Source organism: Flagellimonas algarum (genome assembly GCF_040513375.1).
In the GTDB taxonomy this organism is placed as follows: Bacteria; Bacteroidota; Bacteroidia; order Flavobacteriales; family Flavobacteriaceae; genus Flagellimonas_B; species Flagellimonas_B algarum.
The window spans coordinates 585619-606456 of the sequence record NZ_JBEVTG010000002.1 but is presented as its reverse complement, the minus strand read 5'-3'; the positions used below and the strand labels follow the sequence as shown (position 1 = coordinate 606456).

Sequence of the window (20838 nt, the reverse complement as noted above, 5' to 3'; positions counted from 1 at the left end):
AATCCAACTAAGAAGTACTATGGGCAGTAATCTGTTGAAAGGGAAAAGAGGAATAATATTCGGCGCTTTGGATGAAAATTCGATCGCCTGGAAAACCGCTGAACGGGTCCATGAAGAGGGTGGGTCCTTTGTTTTGACCAATGCTCCGATCGCCATGCGTATGGGCCAGATCAAGAACTTGGCCGAGAAAACAGGTTCCGAGATCATTCCGGCCGACGCCACTAACGAAGAGGATTTGGCCAATTTGGTTTCCAGATCCGTTGAGATCTTGGGCGGAAAGCTCGATTTTGTGTTGCACTCGATCGGCATGTCCGTCAATGTGCGTAAAGGAAGGGCCTATACCGATGAGAAGTACGACTTTACCACCAAGGGTTGGGACGTTTCGGCCCTCTCTTTCCATAAGGTCATGCAATCGCTGTACAAAGCCGATGCCATGAACGAATGGGGAAGTATCGTTGCCCTCACCTATATGGCGGCACAGCGGACCTTTCCGGATTATAATGACATGGCCGACAACAAGGCGTATTTGGAATCCGTAGCCCGTAGTTTCGGGTATTTCTTCGGAAAAGAGAAGAACGTAAGGGTCAATACGATTTCCCAATCACCAACCCCTACAACGGCAGGGCAAGGGGTGAAAGGATTCGACGGGTTCATCGCCTATGCCGAGAAGATGTCCCCACTGGGCAATGCAACGGCCGATGACTGTGCGAACTATACCGTGGCTATGTTCTCAGACCTCACCAAAAAGGTGACGATGCAAAACTTGTTTCACGATGGCGGATTCTCCAACACCGGGGTCAGTCAAGAAGTCATTGACGAGTTCAGCAACTAATGATAACCCGATAACAGCATAAGCCATCCAAACTTTGGGTGGCTTTTTCATTCCTAATGGCAACGGTCCAATTTTCCATAATCGTACCCGTTTACAATCGACCCAAAGAGGTCGCCGAATTGTTTGAAAGCCTAAGCCAACAGTCGTACAAGCAGTCCTTCGAGGTCGTCCTGATCGAAGACGGATCGAACCAAACTTCGGATCACATTGTCGAACAATATGCCGAACGTCTCGATATCACCTACCTTCGGAAACCCAATACAGGTCCAGGCGATTCCAGAAATTACGGTATGGAACGCGCCAAAGGAAACTATTTTATCATATTCGATTCCGATTGTATCATCCCATCGCAATACCTGGAGACTGTTGATCGGGCGTTGTCCGATAGGTTCGTTGCTTGTTTCGGTGGTCCGGATCGTGCCCACCCCTCCTTTAGTACGCTTCAAAAAGCGATCGATTACAGCATGACCTCTTGGTTGACTACAGGGGGTATCCGCGGAGGCAAAAAAGCAGTGGACCGATTTCAACCCCGTAGTTTCAATATGGGTTTGTCAAAAGAGGCTTTTGAAGCGACCGGAGGGTTTGGTAATATCCATCCCGGCGAAGATCCCGATCTGGTTTTTCGCCTTTGGCAAAAAGGATTTCAGACAAGCTTGGTGCCGGAGGCCTACGTGTATCACAAACGGCGCATTGATTTTCGTCGTTTTTACCGGCAAGTATATCGTTTCGGGTCGGTACGTCCGATCTTGAACCAATGGCATCCACATACAGCCAAACCGACTTATTGGTTTCCTACTGTTTTCGTTTTCGGTCTCGCCTTGGCGTTGGTTCTCGGGTGGTTCGGTTTCTGGTGGCTTTGTTGGGGCTATGCCCTGTATGGGCTGCTGCTTCTCATAGACGCCTTACTACGGACCCAAAGCCTATTGACGGCCGGTCTGGTCTTGCTTGCGGTACCCATTCAATTCTTCGGATACGGCCTGGGCTTTCTAAAGTCGACGATCTTGGTTAATTTTAGCAAAAGGCCCGCAGAGGAGTTGTTGCCCCATCTGTTCTTTAAAAAACGGAAATCGTGATTCGGAAGTTATTGATCGGACTGAACAAGCGCAAGGTGAAAGTGTTTTCATTGTTCTTGTTGTGTTCCTTTTTCGCCTGGACGATCAGTAAACTGTCGGAGACCTATGAGTCGCGCGCCACTTTTCGGATCGATTACACGAATTATCCGGATACCTTACTGTTGAAATCGAATGCCGACCTCTACCTCACCGCGAAAGTGCGCACCAGTGGCTTCCGGTTTTTGGCGCTCGGTTTGAATCAAAAGACGATTGCCCTGGAAGTTGATGGGGTGGCTTTGGATGGGGGGCGTTATTTTTTAGGAGCCGAAGAGGTCAAAGCGCAATTGGATCAACAGCTGGCCAACACCATCACCCTTTTAGAGCTCGATCGACAGCGATTGTACGTGGATCTTTACCAGGTCATCAGTGAACAGATCGAAATCGAGCCGCAATTGACCTTGAATCTCGCACCCAACCATATTTTGGAAGGGTCTCTGCGTTTGACTCCTGAAACGGTAACGGTCAAAGGACCCGCTTCGGAAGTACGGATGATTAAAAAGTTGAAAACCGAGACCTTCGTTTTCGAGGAACTCACCGAGGGTTTTTCGAAGACGTTGTCCGTATTGCGACCCGATTCCTTGGCCAATACCATCATCCAACCCAAGTTCGTCAAGGTTTCCGGAACCGTAGTGCGTTTTTCAGAACGTGAATTCGAAATTTCGATTACGCCCAAACACCTTCCAGAGGGCTACCAAATGCGGACTTTCCCCAAAAAGGTGCGATTGGTCTGTAAGGCTGCTTTGGATGACCTAAAGACTTTGCAGGCCGCTGATTTTACAGTTTTCGCCGATTATGCGGTGGTCAAGGATACCGATTCGGAAACCATTGATCTGGAACTCGGCGCCTTTCCTGATGGCGTGTATACGGTACGGTTGTTGGAAGATGAGGTTGAATTCGTGCTTGAAAAATTATGATCGTCGGACTTACAGGAGGAATAGGAAGTGGTAAAAGTACCGTGGCCCGCATGTTCGAGGCCCATGGGGTGCCCGTGTATTATTCCGATAAGGAGGGAAAGCGCTTGATGGTGGAATCGGAGTCGCTCCGCCAGGCCATCATCGGTCTGTTCGGGGATAAGGCGTATGATACGGATGGATTGAACACGCGGTTTATCGCGAATTTGGTATTCAACGACACCTCACTTTTGCAGCAATTAAATGGTTTGGTACATCCGGCGGTTCGCGAGGACTTTAAGAAATGGACAGACCGACAGCAAGCCCCGTACGTGATCCAAGAATCGGCTTTGATCTTTGAACACGATATGCAAGAAGCGTACGATCATGTCATCGTAGTGCATGCCCCATCCGAAGAAAGGATCAATAGGGTGGTGGCCCGTGATGGGGTCGATGCACAAGGGGTCAAAGATCGTATGGCCCATCAAATTGATGTGGATGCAGCCCTAAAGGAAGCCCAATCCAGCATCGCAAACATCGACCTTGAAACCACCCGTGAGCGGGTACGTGAAATCCATACCCAATTGCTTGCTAAAGCCCATAAAACCTGAAATTTTAACATTTTTGTTAAGGTTAGGTTAAACGGTCAAGTCCCTGAATGTTAAATTTCTAATTTTACCCAAATGAACAAGAGGCGGTTTGTGCTTTTAGTCATTTTAATGAGTCTCTCGCTTATCGGGATTATTTCGGTCCAGGTCTATTGGATACAGAAATCGGTTGAAGATAAGACAGAGCAATTTTCAAATGCGGTTGAAGACGTTCTTGATAAGGTAGCTGACCGAATTGAAAGTAGGGAGCGAAAAGATTATGCCGATCGATTGGCCGCTTTGGTCGATAGTGTCGGAGCCCCGAAATCAGCACAGCTACGAAACATTTTTGTTGTCGACCGGGATTTGAATTCTGATGAGATTAAGTTTTACCAGCATGGTATCCTTGAAGAGGACTACGGAATTTCATCCATGTTCTTTGACAACCAAAGTGGTGATGACACCACTGCCATAACGAACATCACAAGCAAACGTACCACAACGATCTTCAAAGAAGACTACGGGCTTGACGGTAGAAGGTATGCCCTGACCCCACTGCAAAAAATCGAGAAAATCGGCGGAATGTCACAAGTTGACAAAGCCGTGTACGATGATCTTTTCAGTGAAATGGCCAAGAGCGTACCGATCCATGATCGGGTTTCCAAACAGGAAATCGAACTGCTTTTGGGTCGTGAACTTGAAAACCGTGGTATTGATATCGATTTTGAATACGGGGTCTACAGTCGGGGGTTTCCAACCAAGGTGAAATCGAAGAAATTCAAATTATCGCATGCTACCTTATACGAAACACCCATCTTCAGGGATAGTGAGGGCCGCACCAACTTTTCGTTGTTGTTGTCCTTCCCACAGAAAAAGAAATTCCTGTTGAGCAGCATCATGTCGATGGCGATCCTTTCTTTGCTCTTTACCTTGGTCATCGTCGTAGCCTATTCAAGCGCGATATACCAGTTGATCCAGCAAAAGCAGATCTCAGAGATCAAATCGGATTTCATCAATAACATGACCCATGAGTTCAAGACGCCCATCGCGACCATCAATCTTGCGGTCGAGGCCATCCGAAATCCGAAATCCATTGAAGATAAGGAAAAGGTATTGCGCTATTTAGGGATGATCCGCGACGAGAACAAACGGATGCATGCCCAGGTCGAGAATGTACTGCGCATTTCCAAATTGGAGAAGAACCAGTTGGATATCAGTAAAGATCGGGTCGATGCCCACGATATCATCACGGATGCGATCACCCATATTGAATTGATCGTACAGGATCGCGGAGGGTATGTCAAATCACATCTCGATGCGGAACGATCTGAGGTTTTGGCGAACGACATGCATTTCACCAATGTCATAGTCAATGTGCTCGACAATGCGGTCAAGTACTCGCCCGAATCGCCTAAAATCGATGTTTTTACGGAGGTTGCCAAGAATTATATTATTATAAAAATACAAGACCAAGGGGCCGGAATGAGCAAGGCGGTACTGAAAAAGGTCTTTGAAAAGTTCTACCGGGAGCATACCGGAAACATACACAATGTGAAAGGCCATGGATTGGGATTGGCCTATGTGAAAAAAATTATAGATGATCATCAAGGCGAGGTTTATGCAGAAAGTGAAAAAGGGAAAGGAAGTACTTTCTACATCAAACTGCCTTTAATATAAAAGATATGGAAACAGAGAACAAGAAAATATTGTTGGTGGAAGATGATCCCAATTTCGGGATCGTGCTGAAGGATTATTTGCAGATGAATGACTTTGACGTGGTTCTCGCAAAGAATGGGATGGAAGGTTTCGAAAAGTTCAAAAAGGACAACTATGACGTATGCATCCTAGATGTCATGATGCCGTACAAGGATGGATTCACTTTAGCCAAGGAAATCAGGGAAAAGAACGAAAACGTACCGATCATTTTCCTAACGGCCAAAACCATGAAGGAAGATGTGTTGAAAGGCTATAAGGCCGGTGCCGATGACTATCTGAACAAACCCTTCGATTCTGAGGTGCTGCTGATGAAATTAAAGGCCATCTTGCAGCGTAAAGCATCGAATACCTTGGCCGATAGCAAGCAATTCGAATTCGTGATCGGAAATTTCCATTTGAATTCCAAACTGCGATTTCTGAAGTACAAAGAAGAAGAGCCCACCAAGCTCTCACCAAAAGAGAACGAATTGTTGCGACTTTTGGCCCTTCACGAAAACGATTTGATGCCGAGGGAATTGGCTTTGACTAAAATCTGGAGGGACGATAATTACTTTACTTCAAGGAGTATGGACGTTTACATCGCCAAGTTGCGTAAATACCTCAAACGCGATGATGTAGTCGAAATATTGAATATCCATGGCGAGGGGTTCCGATTGGTTGTCAAGACCGAAGGGGAAACTTCAGCCTAAGCACAATACACGTATAACATTATGAAAGACCGCTTCGATTCGAAGCGGTTTTTTTATACCAATATGAAAATGATCGAAACGCTGATGATACCCGTCAGCGCCAAAAGGGTGGTCATGACGGTCCACGATTTGAACGTTTGTTTCTCCGTAATGCCCAAATATTGGCTGACCAGCCAAAATCCGCTATCGTTGACGTGTGAAAAAATACTGGCTCCCGACGCGATGGCGATGACCAAACAGGCCAGCTCGACAGCACTCCATTCAGCGGCAACGAGTAAGGGCGAGACCAAGCCTGCGGCGGTAATCATGGCCACGGTCGACGAACCTTGAACGATTCGCACGATGGCTGCGCTGATAAAGGCGAAGGCCAGAATAGGGAAGCCGACCTCGCTGAGCGAGGTGGCCAGTAAGGCTCCGGCTCCTGTATCGGTCAACATCTGTTTGAATACACCACCGGCACCTGTCAACAAAATGATGGTACCGGCCGGTGCCAAGCTCTTACCGGTGATTTGGAACAACTGTTCTTTGCTGAATCCGCGGCGGAGTCCGAAGAAATACCAAGCCAGCATATTGGCAATGATGAGGGCCGAAAATGGATGGCCGACCAAGGCAATGGCATTGAGTAAGCCTTTTCCGACTTCGAATGCCCCACTTGACAATACCGTATTCAATAAGATCAACAAAATGGGCACGGCAATGATGGTAAGGGTCGGACCTATGGGCGGAATGCTTCCTTCCCGTTCTTCTTCCAACAATTCAGGGGCCGAAACTTGGATTTTATTGGCAATGAATTTTCCGAAAAACAGTCCACTTACCAAAGCTGTCGGAATGCCCACTAAGAAACCGACCAAAATCACCCAACCCAGTTCCGCACCGATGATGTCGGCAACGGCTATAGGTCCGGGTGTTGGGGGTATAAAGGCATGGGTGATCGCCAGACCCGCCAATAAAGGGATCGCATAGAGTAGTAAGGATTTCTTGGTCTTACGCTGCAAGGCGTAGACCATGGGCACCAGAATGATAAAGGCTACATCGAAAAAAACCGGTATTGCGATCAAGAAACCCGAAATGACCATTGCGGTCGGGGCCTTTTTCAGTCCGAATTTACCGATCATAAAGTTGGCGATGGTCTTCGCGCCTCCTGAGGCTTCCAGAATAGCGCCGAACATGGCCCCAAGACCCACTACGGTCGCAACGAAACCAAGGGTACTTGCCATACCCTGCTGCATCGTAGTGATGATCGTCTTCGCATCGAGACCGGCAATCAAGCCCACGGTGATGCTGCCCAACAACAAGGCGATGAAGGCATGTACTTTGAGTCGAAGGATGAGGAACAGTAGTACGGCGATTCCGGCTAAAACGGCCAAGAGTAGGGTAGAGGTCATCGGTTGGATTGCTTGTTATCTTTCAAATATAACTGGAATTTGCATAAAAAAAGGCCGGTAAAACCGGCCTTGTAAATTATTATGATTCGCGCTTACCAAATGTATACCCGTTCTTCAGGTGGCAAATACATGGCATCACCTTCTTGAATGTCAAAGGCATCATAAAACGCCTGAACATTCAATAAAGGTTGGATCGCCCGGATTTCGCCAGGTGAGTGTGGATCGGTCTTCACTTGCGTACGTAAGGCTTCGTCACGGATTTTCGTACGCCATACGGTGGCCCAAGACATGAAGAAACGTTGTTCAGGGGTGAATCCGTCGATGTTCTCCGGTCTTCCGTTTTCAGCAAAGTGTTTTTGCAAACCGTCAAAGGCCCCCAAAACGCCACCAAGATCACCAATGTTTTCGCCAAGGGTGAATTTTCCGTTCACGAACACTTCGGGCAGCACTTCCAGCTTGTCGTACTGCGCTGCCAGGGCATTGCCCCTTTCGGTGAAGGCTTCCAGATCTTCGGCCGTCCACCAATTGTTCACGTTACCATCGGAGTCGAATCGGGCCCCGCTATCATCAAAGGCATGCGAGATCTCATGCCCGATTACCGCCCCGATGCCACCATAATTCACGGCATCGTCCGCCGTGTAATTGTAGAACGGAGGTTGAAGAATGGCAGCCGGGAAAACGATTTCATTGTTCAACGGGTTGAAATAGGCGTTAACGGTCTGTGGAGACATGCCCCATTCCGACTTATCGACCGGTTCACCGATTTGGGATAGATTATCATCTTGAAGCCATTTGTCAACGGCGGCCATATTATCAAAATAGGATTTATCCGCGGCAACGGCCATGGCTGAATAGTCTTCCCACTCGTCAGGATAGGCGATCTTTACAGTGAACTTGTCCAATTTCTCTATAGCCTTTAATTTGGTGGTATCACCCATCCAATCCAGGCTGCGGATACGGTCTTTAAAGGCATCGATGACATTGGCGATCATTTTTTCGGCCTTGGCTTTCGCTTCCGGCGGAAACTTTGCGTCGACATACAATTGACCCAAAGCTTCACCAACGGTGTTGTTGACGGTCGATAGGGCACGTTCATCGGCGGGTCGCTGCTTTTCGGCACCACGGAGGTACTTGCTATAAAATTCCCAATTCGCGGTCTCGATATCCGTACTCAATCGGCCTGCCGCACTGTTGAAGGTATCCCAACGTACCAAGGTCTTAAGGTCTTGGATCGGGGTGGTCTTTAAAAAGTCGTCCAAAGCCTTGGTATATGCGATTTGGGTAACCAAGATCGTATCGAAGGCTTTGGTAGCCCCGATATCCTTCAACATTTTTCGAAGATCCACGCTGCTAAGCATCGCATCGGCTTCATCGATGCTCATGGGATTGTTCAGGTTTCTGACATCCCTTCGTTGGACTTTGTCCAAACGGGGTGCTGCCAATTGGGTTTCCATAGCTAGGATTTTTTCCGCCGCTGCAGTCGCATCGGCTTCGGCATCCCCTAAAAAGGCCAGCATCCGAACGATGTGTTTTTTGTATTCTTCCCTGATTTCCACGGATTTCTCGTCTTCATCCAAGTAATAGTCACGGTCTGGAAGACCCAGTCCATTCGCACCAAGATAAACGGCGTTCATGGCACTGTTGTTCAAATCCCCAAATACCGATACCCCGATGAAAGGGGAGGATACGGAAGGATTCGTGGCCAATACGGTTTGGAGGTCGTTCAGGTTTTCGATACCGGCAATGGCTTCCATAGCGGGTTGGATCGGTGCCATACCGATTTCGTTTCGCGAGGTGGTGTCCATTTTGGTGTCGAAGATGGCCAAAGCTTTGGCTTGATCGGTCTCAGCGGTATAGGCGCTGTTGTCCTTTGCATCCGCGATGATCTGCAATACGTCGGCATCCGTCGATTTGCGCAATACCGAAAATCCGCCCCATCGCGTTCGATCCTCTGGGATTTCGGTGGTTTTCATCCAATTACCGTTCACGTAATTGTAAAAGTCGTCTTTCGGACTTACGGTGGTATCCATGTTTTGAAGCACGATACCAGGAATTTTCTCTACTTCGGCGGTTTCCTTGGATTCCTGTTTGCATGCAGCAACAGCAATCAAGGCAACTACCAAATAATAGCCTTTTCTCATTTCTAGGTAGAATTTTAATTAGTACAAAGGTTAGACCCCTAACCTTGGAAATTGTTACAATTTCATCCGACAAGATACAGGATAAGAGTCGTATCGACCGTTAATAGCTGTTAAAATAGGTTAAGAATCCCCCTTCAAAATCGCATTGACGATTTGGTTCGGACTATCCAAAATAGCCACTTCAATGGCATTTTCAGGGGGTTCAAGAGTGTCGAATTGGGATTGTAACAAAGAAGCCGGCATAAAATGACCTAGTCGGGCAGCCATCCGCTTTCGTATGGTTTCAAAAGACCCGGTTAAATGGATAAAGCATGATTTTGGTAATCCTTCAGTTAAGATATCGCGGTACTTTTGCTTCAAGGCCGAACATGCGATGATCGCCCCACGGCCATGATGTTCGAGGGCAAGGGCGTTCAAACGTTCCAACCAACCTTGCCTATCGGCGTCTTCAAGCGCTATCCCCGACGCCATTTTATCGATGTTCGCTTGGGGGTGGTAATCATCACCATCGAAATAAGGCAGGTCCAGTACTTGTCCAAGCAGTTTTCCAATAGTCGATTTACCGGTTCCGGAAACCCCCATAACGTAAAAAATACCTTTGTCGGTCGCCATGGCCTTGTCGATCATCCGGATAACGGGTTCTTGGACCTGGTCATGATCGATCCAAAGGACCTGCTGGTTTTTACGGTTCCATGTCAGCTGCCTTTTGGCATAGCGGCGGCTGTTTTTTTGGATTTCGGCCACTGCGGTGTCGCGATCGACCTCACCTTCGAAATGACGGAAAAGTTCTTTGTATCCGACTGTTTGAAGGGCGTTCTTTTCTTTGTATTGATGCAGGCCACGGGCCTCTTCCAATAGCCCATCACCCACCATGTGCAGCACGCGCTGGTCGATGCGTTCGTAAAGCAATGGTCTCGGGGCGTCGATGCCGACAAACAGCGTGCGGAACGATCGTTGTGGCTTATCATCGGTCAAAAAGGAGGAGTAGGGCCTGCCCGATGCCATGCAGACTTCAAGTGCCCGGATCAAACGATGGGGGTTGTTCATATCGACCGTTTCGGCATATTGTGGGTCAAGGGCTTTCAATTGTTGTTGTAGATAGGCCAGCCCTTTGGTTTCATAATCAAGGTTCAAAGCTTGCCGAAGGTGTTCAGGTACTTCAGGAAATCGGTCCAATCCTTTGGTCACGGCATCGATATACAGTCCACTACCACCTACCAGAATGACCACATCCCGTTGTATGAAGAGTTTTTCGAGAAGCTGAAGTGCATCCGATTCGAAATCCCCCACCGAATACCTGTCGAAAATGCTTTTGTGTTGGATGAAATGATGTGGTGCTGCCTGTAGTTCCTCAGCTTTTGGTACCGCCGTCCCAATGGTCATTTCCTTGTAAAACTGTCTGGAATCGGCCGACAGGATGTCGGTCTTGAAATGTCGTGCCAAGGCGATCGCCCATTTGGTTTTTCCGATGGCCGTGGGCCCAATGACCGCGATCAAGGTTTTTCGGTTCATAAGAGTGCGCCGCAGTTATAGCAGTTTTTGGCATCGTCACGATGGCCTTCGGCCGAACAGCTCGGACAGGCTTGGGTGTTGGTATGTACCAAATTGGTCACTTTTTTACCCTTCTTGCCACGCCCGTGTTTTGAAAACTCAACGGTAACAATACCCGTCGGTACGGCGATAATCCCATAACCGAGCACCATGATGATGGTTGCCAAAAACTGCCCCAGATTGGTCTGCGGGGCGATATCACCATAGCCCACCGTGGTCAAGGTGACGATGGTCCAATAGATACTACGGGGTATGCTAGTGAACCCGGCCGTATCATCCTCGATCAGGTACATCAAAGTCCCCATTATTACCGATAAGATCATGACGACATAGATGAAAACCGCGATTTTGGCCCGACTGGCCTTGAGCGCCTCTTTCAGTTGGGAGGCTTCCCCGATGAATTTCACCAATTTCAAAATCCTAAATATCCGAAGTAAACGAAGGGCCCTTACGGCCAAAAGGACTTGCGAACCAGCTACCAAATAGGAGATATATAAAGGAACGGTCGAAATGAAATCGATTATGCCATAAAAACTGAAAATGTATTTAAAGGGTTTTTTGACACTGATGATCCTTCCGATATACTCCAAGGTGAAAAACACGGTGACGATCCATTCTAGGGTAAGTAAGGTGCTGTGGTAGTTTTGGTCGATGGTCTTTACGCTCTCGAGCATGACCAAGATCACACTGATGATGATCAAAACGAACAATGCGATATCAAAATACTTGCCGGCGGGGGTGTCAGCCTCATAAATGATTTCATGGAGCCGGTGTCTCCAACCCGAGTGCACTTCCTTTCTTTTCACCTTACGGATTTAATTCAACGATCCGAATCCCTGTTTCATTTCTTAGGTAGGCTTCGATGATCGGATTGGCATCGAAACTGCCATCGAACAAGGTAATTCGTTTTTTCAATATAGGGATATTATTCATTTGGTGGTTCAATTCAGTGTATCCCCAACCGCTCAAACGACCGTTTTCGACCAAGAAAACACTTTGTTCCCCGACATCACGGCCTTTGTCTAAAAGCAAGATATTGCGGTCGGTCAAACTAAATTGTGCGAAGGCTTTTTCTATTTTAAGATTGTGCTCCTTGACCGCTTCAGAGGGGTCGATGTCCAAATTTTCGGTCAGCCGTTCCAAGAATTTTTTTGATTGGGCCAGATCTTCAAAACTTCCCAGACGACCGTTTGTACCGTTGAGTTTGTCCACGGAAAGATAAAATCTCCCCTGATCATCCGTTCTTTTGTAGATGGCATGATGTTTCTGTCGGTGGTGGTGGTTCCCATTGTATTGCGGGCTGTTCTTTTCGATCTCAAGGGCTTCTTTGATCAAGGCCACCAATTCGCTACCCGTTTTCTCGAAACTTACCTTCTTGGTCTCCTTTTGAAGGTTACGGGCCAATTTACCGACATTGGTGAAGTGTTGATTGACCCTCTTTTTGATGTTCTTGGTCTTACCGATGAAAATGACCTCCCCGTCTTTGTTATGCATGTAATACACGCCTGTTTCGGTAGGAAGACTTGAGACGATGTCAAGTTGGCGCTGTGATAGTTCACCTAGGGTCTCATCGCGCACTACGGTAGCGATGATCGCTTTATCGGTGTCTTTGGCCAATAAAAGGCGGAAAAGCTCAAGTGTGGCGATCGCATCCCCATTGGCGCGATGTCGGTCACTGACCGGTATGCCTAAAGAACGTACCAGTTTCCCCAGGCTGTGCGATTCGGCATCGGGAATCATTTTTTTCGATAGATCGACCGTACACAGTGTCTTTCGTTGAAAGTCATACCCCAATCTTCGGAATTCGGTGCGTAGGATGCGGTAATCGAATTGGGCGTTATGGGCTACTAGAACCGCGTTTTCGGTAATTTCGATGATCCGTTTGGCTACTTCATGGAATTTGGGAGCCGTACGAAGCATCGCATTGTTGATGCCGGTCAACTTTACGACAAAGGGTTGGATTTCCCGTTCCGGGTTGACCAAGCTACTGAACACATCCGTTACCTCGTGCCCATCAAAACGATGGATGGCGATTTCGGTTATGCCTTCTTCATTGTATTTGCCACCAGTGCTTTCAATGTCTAGTATCGCGTACATTGCTCTATTTTAATCGGGCTGAGGGTACTGTCTTGCGCCAAAGATACTACTTCCGATGCGTACCATATTGCTTCCTTCGGCAATGGCCAGAGTGTAATCACCACTCATACCCATGGAAAGGATACCGATCCCGGGAAGTTTCGTTTTCAAATTGTCGAAAACCTGTTTGAGGTGTCGGAATTCCCTTCTGACCTGCTCTTGGTCGTCGGTAAAGGTCGCCATACCCATAACCCCTTTGATGCTTACGTGATCCAGGGTCTTAAAGGTATCGGATGCGATCATTTCAGAAAGTTCCGCTTCATTGAAACCGAACTTCGAGCTTTCTTCGGCAATATGCAATTGCAGCAGGCAATCGATGGTACGATCGTGCTTTTTGGCTTGTTTATCAATCTCTTGCAAGAGTCTAAGGCTGTCCACACCATGGATCAGGGCAACGAATGGGGCCATGTATTTGACCTTGTTGCGTTGCACATGACCGATCATATGCCAAACGATATCCTTGGGCATTTGCTCCCATTTTGCGGTCATTTCCTGGATTTTGTTCTCCCCGAAAATGCGCTGTCCTGCCTCATAGGCTTCCATGATGTCGGCTACCGGTTTGGTCTTGGAGACCGCGACCAGGGTGACCCCTTGCCCAAGTTCGGAATTCAGTCGTTCTATTGCGGATGCGATATCCATACGTCTCTTTTTGTTTGGCTTACAATTCGTAGATGGTGAGTCCACTACGCAGTTTGGGTTCGATAAAAGTGCTTTTGGGCGGCATCACCAAACCGGCATCGGCAATGGCTTTGATCTCATCTATGGTGATCGGAACCAAACTGAACCCAACGGCAAAATGACCCTTGTCTATGGTGTCTTTCATGTGCATGACGTTGTATTTGCCATACCCATACGAAATGCGTTTGTCATTGCGCAGGTTTTTGATACCTAAAATCGGCCCCAAGATCGTTTCGTAGAGGATATGGGTGTCCAATTTGCTCAGGGCATCGGTAAATCGATAGACTTTTTTTCGCAAGTACAGCGAATAGAATTCCCCATCGAGATACATGCTGAAATGATGTTTTTTTGAGGGTTTGTATATGCCATCACTTTTTTTCTCGATACGGAAGTACTCATCGAGTTGGATCAGGAATTCTTCCTTGTCCAAGCCGTTGAGGTCTTTGACCATTCTGTTGAATTCGTAGATTTTTATCTCGGATTCCGGGATGAGGTACCCCATAAAGTAATGGTGCTTTTGGGTCCCGTCAATGGCTTGACCTGGTGGGTCAAGCGCCTCCGCAAGGCGATTTGATGAAGCACTACGGTGGTGGCCGTCGGCGATATATAGGCTGTCAATGGTCGAAAAGGCCTGCTGTAGTCGATTGATGGTATCCGGCTCCGAAATCCGCCACATGCGATGGCGTACCTTATCCAAAGTAGTGAAGTCATAGCATGCCGGTTTTTGGGCTTCTTGCTTAATAATGGTGGCAATGGTGTCATTATCAGGATAGGTCATCAAAACAGGCTCCGCATTGAATCCGACGACGTTCAGATATTCCGCGAACAGGCGTTCGCGTTTCAGCAACGTACTTTCGTGCTTCTTGATGGTGTCATCGCGGTAATCAGCGATACTGGCCGCAGCGAAGATCCCCTGACTGCGAAGGCTTCCCTTTTCAATGTCATAGAGATAGAAGCACGGACTGTCATCTTGAATAAGCACCCCTTCTTCCAAAAACTCCAAATAGCGGTTTTTGACCAATTTAAATCGATCCTTTCCCGAAATCGTTTTGTGGAATTTGAAACCGGGATTGATGATGTGCAAAAAGGAGAATGGATTGTATTTCAAAATAGCCTTCAACTCTTCTTTGGCATATTCTTCATACGACCTCGAAGCTACGAAAGCAACCTTGTCGGCTGCCGGTCGAATCGCCTTATAGGGTTTGATGACCGCCATCTCAAACGAATTGCGAAGCTACTTTTTCAGCTTTACGACTTTCGCTGTAGTCGTAGAATCCTTCTCCTGATTTGACCCCGAGTTTTCCGGCCATGACCATATTGACCAAAAGCGGGCATGGGGCATATTTCGGATTTTTGAAACCGTCATACATGACGTTCAAGATCGAAAGACAAACATCCAAACCGATGAAATCGGCTAATTGCAAAGGCCCCATTGGGTGCGCCATCCCCAACTTCATCACCGTGTCGATTTCGGCGACCCCTGCCACGCCGTTGTACAAGGTTTCAATAGCTTCGTTGATCATGGGCATCAAGATGCGATTGGCAACGAAACCTGGGTAGTCGTTGACTTCGGTCGGGGTTTTTCCCAATTGCTTTGAAAGTTCCATGATGGTTTCGGTAGTGGCATCGGAGGTAGAGTATCCCCTGATGATCTCGACCAACTTCATAATGGGAACCGGATTCATAAAGTGCATTCCGATTACCTTTTCGGGGCGTGATGTAGCTGCGGCGATTTGGGTAATCGAAATCGAGGAAGTATTGGTGGCCAAAATGGTGCCTTCATCGCAAAGCGCATCCAATTCCTTGAATATCGAAAGTTTAAGATCGATGTTTTCAGTGGCGGCCTCGACCACGAGATCAACGGTTTTGGCACCTTCCGAAATCGCGGTGAAGGTTTTGATATTCGCTAGGGTATCCGCCTTCTTTTCAGCATCGATATGGCCCTTTGCGACCATGCGATCCAAGTTTTTACCAATGGTGGCGACCCCTCGATCCAGCGAGCTGGAAGAGACGTCGATAAGATTGACTTGAAATCCATTTTGGGCAAAGACATGGGCGATACCGTTACCCATGGTCCCCGCACCGATTACGGCAATGTGCTGCATAGTTAATTTTTAAATGATTCAATGACCTGTAAGGCCACGCGTAATGCCTGTGTTCCGTGTTCAAGCGTTACTACCGGCGCTGTATCGTTAGTGATGGCTTGGGCGAAGGTTTCCAATTCATCAAGGATCGCGTTGTTTTGGTGCACTTTAGGGTTTTCGAAATAAATCTGTTTTTTGATCCCTTCGGCGTTCTGCAATACCATATCGAAATCACCCTGTTGGTCGGGGGCATCTTTCATTTTGACCACTTCGACGTTCTTCTCCAGAAAATCAACTGCGATATACGCGTCCTTTTGAAAGAACCTTGATTTGCGCATATTCTTCAAGGAAATCCTACTTGCGGTGAGATTGGCCACACATCCATTTTCGAATTCGATCCTGGCGTTGGCGATATCGGGTGACTGGCTGATGACCGATACCCCACTGGCATTGATATGCGCGACCTTTGATGGAACCACACTCAAAATGGCATCGATGTCATGGATCATCAAATCCAAGACCACTGGCACATCCGTTCCTCGGGGGTTGAATTCCGCCAATCTGTGGGTCTCGATGAACATGGGGTTGGCGATCGCATCCTTCACGGCCAGAAAAGCCGGATTGAACCGTTCGACATGACCGACCTGTCCTTTGACACCGAATTCTTCCTGCATTGCCAATAAGGTCTCGGCCTCTTGCAGGGTATTGGTGATCGGTTTTTCGATAAAGACGTGCTTTCCGGATTGCATCGCTTTTTTGGCACAATCGAAATGGGAAAGGGTAGGGGTGACGATGTCAACGACGTCTACGGCATCGATCAACTCATTGATGTTTTGAAAATTGCGATAGCCGAATTCCTCGCTCACGTTCTTGGCGTGGATTTCATCGGGATCATGGAAACCGACCAGCTCGTAGTGTTCGGATTGCTGCAGAAGACGAAGGTGGATTTTACCTAAATGTCCGGCTCCAAGGACACCTGCTTTTAACATAAAAAGGATTTTTTCCAAAAATACGGATATAGCCAGAATTTGCCCCAAATAGTTGTCAAAGTTCAGATTTAACTTTTTAATTTCGCTACGCAAACGACTATGCGGGATACACTGAAACATCAGGGGATGCGGAACAAGCTGGCGGCGACCATCGCGGCCAAAGGAATCACGGACCCCAAGGTTTTGGATGCCATCCGGGAGATACCACGACATCTGTTCTTGGATAGTGGTTTCGAGGCCCATGCCTATCAAGACAAGGCTTTTCCCATCGGTGCCGACCAGACGATCTCGCAACCGTATACCGTAGCCTTCCAAACCCAGCTGCTCCAATTAGGCCCCCAAAGCAAAGTACTCGAAATCGGTACAGGAAGTGGCTATCAGACCGCTGTACTTTTGCGAATGGGTGCCAAGGTATACACCATTGAACGCCAGCAAGAATTGTTCAAAAAGGCACGGCACTTTTTTAAGAAAATGAACTACAGACCGAAACAATTGGTGTTTGGGGATGGGTATCGCGGACTGCCGGAACATGCCCCCTTCGATGGGATCATCGTAACAGCGGGAGCTCCCGAAACCCCCAAGGCCTTGCTGTCGCAATTGAAAGTAGGTGGGCGTTTGGTCATTCCGGTCGGGATCGAAGAACAAGTGATGACCTGCTATGTACGCAAATCGGACAAAGCCTTCGAAAAACAGGAATTAGGCAGTTTTAAATTCGTTCCGTTGTTGGAAAACAAGAATTGATCAGCGATTGAATTCTTTTTTGATCCGTGACAAGTCCCTTTTATTGTCGCGGTCTTTTATCGTCTCCCTTTTATCGTATTGTTTTTTACCCCGAGCAAGGGCAATGTTCATTTTGGCCAAGCCTTTGGCGTTGATGAATACGTTCAAGGGCACGATGGTAAGGCCACTCGTGGTCACTTCTTTTTGCAGTTTTTTCAATTCCCGCTTGTTGAGTAGCAATTTCCGTATGGCCTTGGGTTTGTGGTTGTAGTGCCCACCGTGGCTGTATTCATCGATCTGCATATTGACCACGAACAACTCCCCGGCATCATTGAATTCGCAAAAACTTTGTGAAATCGACGCCTTACCCAAACGTAAAGACTTAATTTCGGTGCCGCCAAGTACGATACCGGCCATAAATTTGTCCAAGAGCTCGTAATCGAACCTGGCCCGTTTGTTTTTTATGTTGATTTCCTTTTGCATCGGGTGCAAAAATAGGATTTAAAGTAGAATTTTTAGTCCGCACTATGGTTGCGGAAGCCAAAACAGATACTATGAAGAAAAACATGCTATTGCCATTGCTAACCTTGTTGATGGTCTCTTGCGTCGAAAAGGCCCAGACCAAAGGCATGGATGCCCAGCAAATCGTTGACGAGGCCATTACGGTTAGTGGGGGAGAACGGTATCGAGATCACAATACTACCTTTTATTTCCGCAATCGCGAATACCGTTCGATGAATAAGAATGGCAAGAAGGTTTTGCAACGGATCACCTTTACCGACAGCATGAATATCAAAGACGTCAGGACCCACCAAGGGTTGAAGCGCTATTTCAACGACAGTTTGATCAGCTTGGCCGATTCAGTGGCCGAACGCTATGCCAATTCGGTCAACTCGGTGCATTATTTTGCCCGTTTGCCGTTTGGGTTGAACGACCCTGCCGTTAAAAAAGAACGAATGGCCGATGTGTTGGTCAAGGGAAAGTCCTATTATAAAATCAAAGTGACCTTCGCACAGGAAGATGGGGGCAAAGACTTTGACGACACCTACATTTATTGGTTTGATCAAGAGACGTTCAAGCCTGACTATCTTGCTTACGAGTTCCACGTCGATGGCGGGGGCATCCGTTTTCGAGAGGCGTTCAACGAGCGTTATTTCGAAGGGATCCGTTTCGTGGATTACAACAACCTAAAACCGAAAACCAAGGGTATTGTGTTGGACTCCATCGACCGACTTTTTGAGACCGGTCAACTGGAACTGCTATCCAAAATCGAGCTGGATTCCATACAGGTCGACCGCAGTAATTAGTGTACGTTGATCCGCATGGCGGTCGCCTTACCATCGATGACGCGAACGATGAACAGACTGCTGTTGTCACTGTCGTCCATATCGGTGTATTCTTGGGTGCCCAGTAACCTATTGGTCATTTCAGGCGTGGTATTGCTATGACCGACGATCAACACGTTCTTTCCGGCATTGGTTTGGAGAAATTCTTCGATATTCAGCGTATTCGGGTCGTAGAATTTCACATCAATATCTTTTTTGACCGAAACCGGGGCGGCGGTCATTGTCGTGCGTTCATAGTTGGTCGAATAAATGGCGTCAAGCGCGACCGGTTCGAAAACCTCGCCCCATTTCAACGCACGGCCCAAGCCTTCCTGGTTCAGTTCAGGATCCCTGTTCTCAGGATTCGAACGGTCCTTTTCCGCATGGCGTATCAAATAAAAAGTCGATACTACCGGGTCTTTGGGTTCAACCACCTCATCTTGGCATGACCCTATATTGAACAGGATGACGAGCCACAGTCCTATCGGCAAAAAATAACCATTCCTTTTTTTTGAAAGCCCCATAATAATATCTACATTGAGTTAGGTTAAAATTAGTATTAAAAATTGAAACGACCGGATGCAACGGATTTATGCCACCGTATTGCTGTTCATAGGACTGCTGCCGATCTGCGCACAGGATGCAGCTTTGCCCAATGACATTAGACAGCATAATCTGACGCAATTCAATTCAAGTCTCTTCAACCCTTCTTTTTCCTTGGATCGCAACATGCCACGTTCACTTTCTTTATGGTCACGTTGGCAATGGCAGACCATCGATACGGACCCAACCAGCATCTTTTTGAATTATTCGCAAATGTTCACCGCCGAATCCTCAGGGGGTCTTGGCTTTTATCAGAACAATACCGGGGTCTTCTTGAATACCGGAGCGGTTTTGAACTATGCCCACAGGATACCTTTGGGTGAAAACGCTGGGCTCATCTTTGGGGCCAATGTTTTTGTTTTCCAGCAAGAGTTGGCCGATGACCGCTTTACACCAGATGATCAGATCGACTTGATCGAGCTGTCTGATGAGAACAGCTTTATCGCCCAGTTCGCTCCTGGCTTACGGATCAATGTGAACGATTTCAATATGGCCATGACCATAGAAAATGCATTGGATTATAACTTCACCGATAATGAGCGGGAAGCTGTAGAACGGATATTCTCCGCTTCCATCAGCAATGCCTTTCCGGTGTTTTTGTTGGATGAGGTAAGTTATGTAAGGCCTATGGCCTATGTCAGGGCCATTCCGAATTCCGATACCCAATATGGCTTGACCGCCCTATTCACCAACCCTAAATTCTGGGTGCAAGGCGGCTATAACAGCTTTTATGGCGTATCAGGAGGGGCAGGGGTGACCTTGAAAGGGAAATTCTCCTTGGGAGCGTTGGTGGAATTCGGAATCGACGATATGGTGGCCGATGAAGATCCTACCTTCGAAGTGGTGGCCTCTTACTTTTTTGGGAAGCAAAACTTCGAACCCAAAGAGAAGAAAGAGAAAAAAACAGCGGAAGAGCGCATGGAGGAGATCGCCGAACGTCGAAGGTTGGCCGAAGAGGAACGGGAGCGCTTGCGTTTGGAAGAAGCCGCCCGACTGGCCCAGGCAAGAAAGGATTCCATCGAACAGGCCAGGGCACTGCAATTGCAGGCTGAACGGGAACAAGCACGCCTTGATAGCATCGCCAGGGTCGAGCGCGAACGTGAAGTGGAGGTTTTACCCAACGAGCGATATGAAGAGGTGGTAACCGCCGATGGCGTGGCACCCGGTTTTTATCTGATCGCCAATGTCTTTGGCACCAAACGGTATTTTGAAAACTTTATGGAGACCTTGAGGAAACAAGGCCTGGAACCCAAATCGTTTTACCGAAGCGTCAACAAATACAATTATGTTTATCTAGAACGCTATGATTCCATTGATGCGGCGCGTCAGGCCCGTGATAGTGGGTTCAATGGCAGTTATGACGGTAGTATGTGGATATTCAGGGTGAGGGGTCAGTAAGT

General features: G+C 47.6%; 20 protein-coding genes. 9 read left to right on the top strand and 11 right to left on the bottom strand.

Annotated elements, in window-relative coordinates:
• Positions 1-19: 19 nt before the first annotated feature.
• The 6 genes from ABV409_RS09990 (at position 20) to ABV409_RS09965 (ending at position 5826) form a co-directional block, all read left to right on the top strand.
• A complete protein-coding gene (locus ABV409_RS09990) occupies positions 20-832 on the top strand; it encodes an enoyl-ACP reductase FabI (RefSeq protein ID WP_353877443.1) in 813 nt (270 codons plus the stop codon).
• 56 nt (positions 833-888) lie between these two features.
• Positions 889-1905 carry a glycosyltransferase family 2 protein gene (locus ABV409_RS09985; RefSeq protein WP_353877442.1) on the top strand — a complete coding sequence of 339 codons (1017 nt, stop codon included), beginning with the start codon at positions 889-891 and terminating at the stop codon, positions 1903-1905.
• Positions 1902-2858, top strand: a complete 957-nt coding sequence (locus tag ABV409_RS09980) for a CdaR family protein (protein WP_353877441.1) — start codon at positions 1902-1904, stop codon at positions 2856-2858. Before ABV409_RS09985 ends, ABV409_RS09980 begins: the two co-directional genes overlap by 4 nt.
• Entirely contained in the window at positions 2855-3445 is a 591-nt protein-coding gene (gene coaE / locus ABV409_RS09975; RefSeq protein WP_353877440.1) for a dephospho-CoA kinase, read from the top strand. Before ABV409_RS09980 ends, coaE begins: the two co-directional genes overlap by 4 nt.
• A 72-nt stretch (positions 3446-3517) precedes the next feature.
• On the top strand, positions 3518-5098 hold the full coding sequence (locus ABV409_RS09970) for a sensor histidine kinase (protein ID WP_353877439.1): 1581 nt from the start codon (positions 3518-3520) through the stop codon (positions 5096-5098).
• A gap of 5 nt (positions 5099-5103) precedes the next feature.
• Positions 5104-5826 carry a response regulator transcription factor gene (locus tag ABV409_RS09965; protein ID WP_353877438.1) on the top strand — a complete coding sequence of 241 codons (723 nt, stop codon included), beginning with the start codon at positions 5104-5106 and terminating at the stop codon, positions 5824-5826.
• 53 nt (positions 5827-5879) lie between these two features.
• Here ABV409_RS09965 and ABV409_RS09960 read toward each other — a convergent pair whose 3' ends face one another.
• The 9 genes from ABV409_RS09960 to ABV409_RS09920 all read right to left on the bottom strand — a co-directional run bounded on the left by ABV409_RS09960 (position 5880) and on the right by ABV409_RS09920 (position 16790).
• Positions 5880-7211: a GntP family permease gene (locus ABV409_RS09960; protein ID WP_353877437.1), complete on the bottom strand. Its 1332-nt coding sequence runs from the start codon at positions 7209-7211 to the stop codon at positions 5880-5882.
• Positions 7212-7303: 92 nt separating this feature from the next.
• Positions 7304-9352, bottom strand: coding sequence for a M13 family metallopeptidase (locus tag ABV409_RS09955; RefSeq protein WP_353877436.1), 2049 nt, complete (start codon positions 9350-9352; stop codon positions 7304-7306).
• Positions 9353-9472: 120 nt separating this feature from the next.
• Entirely contained in the window at positions 9473-10864 is a 1392-nt protein-coding gene (miaA, locus tag ABV409_RS09950) for a tRNA (adenosine(37)-N6)-dimethylallyltransferase MiaA (protein WP_353877435.1), read from the bottom strand.
• Positions 10861-11709, bottom strand: a complete 849-nt coding sequence (locus ABV409_RS09945) for an ion transporter (protein WP_353877434.1) — start codon at positions 11707-11709, stop codon at positions 10861-10863. Before ABV409_RS09945 ends, miaA begins: the two co-directional genes overlap by 4 nt.
• Position 11710: 1 nt before the next feature.
• Positions 11711-13000, bottom strand: coding sequence for an exonuclease domain-containing protein (locus ABV409_RS09940; protein WP_353877433.1), 1290 nt, complete (start codon positions 12998-13000; stop codon positions 11711-11713).
• Positions 13001-13009: 9 nt separating this feature from the next.
• Positions 13010-13678, bottom strand: coding sequence for a YggS family pyridoxal phosphate-dependent enzyme (locus ABV409_RS09935; RefSeq protein ID WP_353877432.1), 669 nt, complete (start codon positions 13676-13678; stop codon positions 13010-13012).
• Positions 13679-13697: 19 nt separating this feature from the next.
• Positions 13698-14933 (bottom strand): DUF1015 domain-containing protein, encoded by a 1236-nt coding sequence (locus ABV409_RS09930; protein ID WP_353877431.1) that lies wholly within the window; start codon positions 14931-14933, stop codon positions 13698-13700.
• Between the two features lies 1 nt (position 14934).
• Positions 14935-15822, bottom strand: a complete 888-nt coding sequence (locus ABV409_RS09925) for a 3-hydroxyacyl-CoA dehydrogenase family protein (RefSeq protein ID WP_353877430.1) — start codon at positions 15820-15822, stop codon at positions 14935-14937.
• A gap of 2 nt (positions 15823-15824) precedes the next feature.
• Positions 15825-16790 (bottom strand): Gfo/Idh/MocA family protein, encoded by a 966-nt coding sequence (locus ABV409_RS09920; protein ID WP_353877429.1) that lies wholly within the window; start codon positions 16788-16790, stop codon positions 15825-15827.
• Positions 16791-16889: 99 nt separating this feature from the next.
• On the opposite strand from ABV409_RS09920, the gene ABV409_RS09915 reads away from it, so the two are divergent.
• The gene (locus tag ABV409_RS09915; RefSeq protein ID WP_353877428.1) at positions 16890-17531 is read left to right on the top strand and encodes a protein-L-isoaspartate(D-aspartate) O-methyltransferase; all 642 of its coding nucleotides are present in this window, start codon (positions 16890-16892) and stop codon (positions 17529-17531) included.
• Here the strand turns inward: ABV409_RS09915 and smpB are convergent, their stop codons facing one another.
• Complete coding sequence (gene smpB, locus ABV409_RS09910; RefSeq protein ID WP_353877427.1) at positions 17532-17993, bottom strand: SsrA-binding protein SmpB; 462 nt, start codon at positions 17991-17993, stop codon at positions 17532-17534. It abuts the gene before it with no gap.
• A 71-nt stretch (positions 17994-18064) separates the two neighbouring features.
• On the opposite strand from smpB, the gene ABV409_RS09905 reads away from it, so the two are divergent.
• On the top strand, positions 18065-18817 hold the full coding sequence (locus tag ABV409_RS09905) for a DUF6503 family protein (RefSeq protein WP_353877426.1): 753 nt from the start codon (positions 18065-18067) through the stop codon (positions 18815-18817).
• On the opposite strand, the gene ABV409_RS09900 is transcribed toward ABV409_RS09905, so the two are convergent.
• Positions 18814-19326: a SixA phosphatase family protein gene (locus ABV409_RS09900; protein WP_353877425.1), complete on the bottom strand. Its 513-nt coding sequence runs from the start codon at positions 19324-19326 to the stop codon at positions 18814-18816. The genes ABV409_RS09905 and ABV409_RS09900 overlap by 4 nt on opposite strands.
• A gap of 88 nt (positions 19327-19414) precedes the next feature.
• Here ABV409_RS09900 and ABV409_RS09895 point away from each other — a divergent pair, with 88 nt between their 5' ends.
• A complete protein-coding gene (locus ABV409_RS09895; protein ID WP_353877424.1) occupies positions 19415-20836 on the top strand; it encodes a PorP/SprF family type IX secretion system membrane protein in 1422 nt (473 codons plus the stop codon).
• Positions 20837-20838 lie beyond the last annotated feature (2 nt).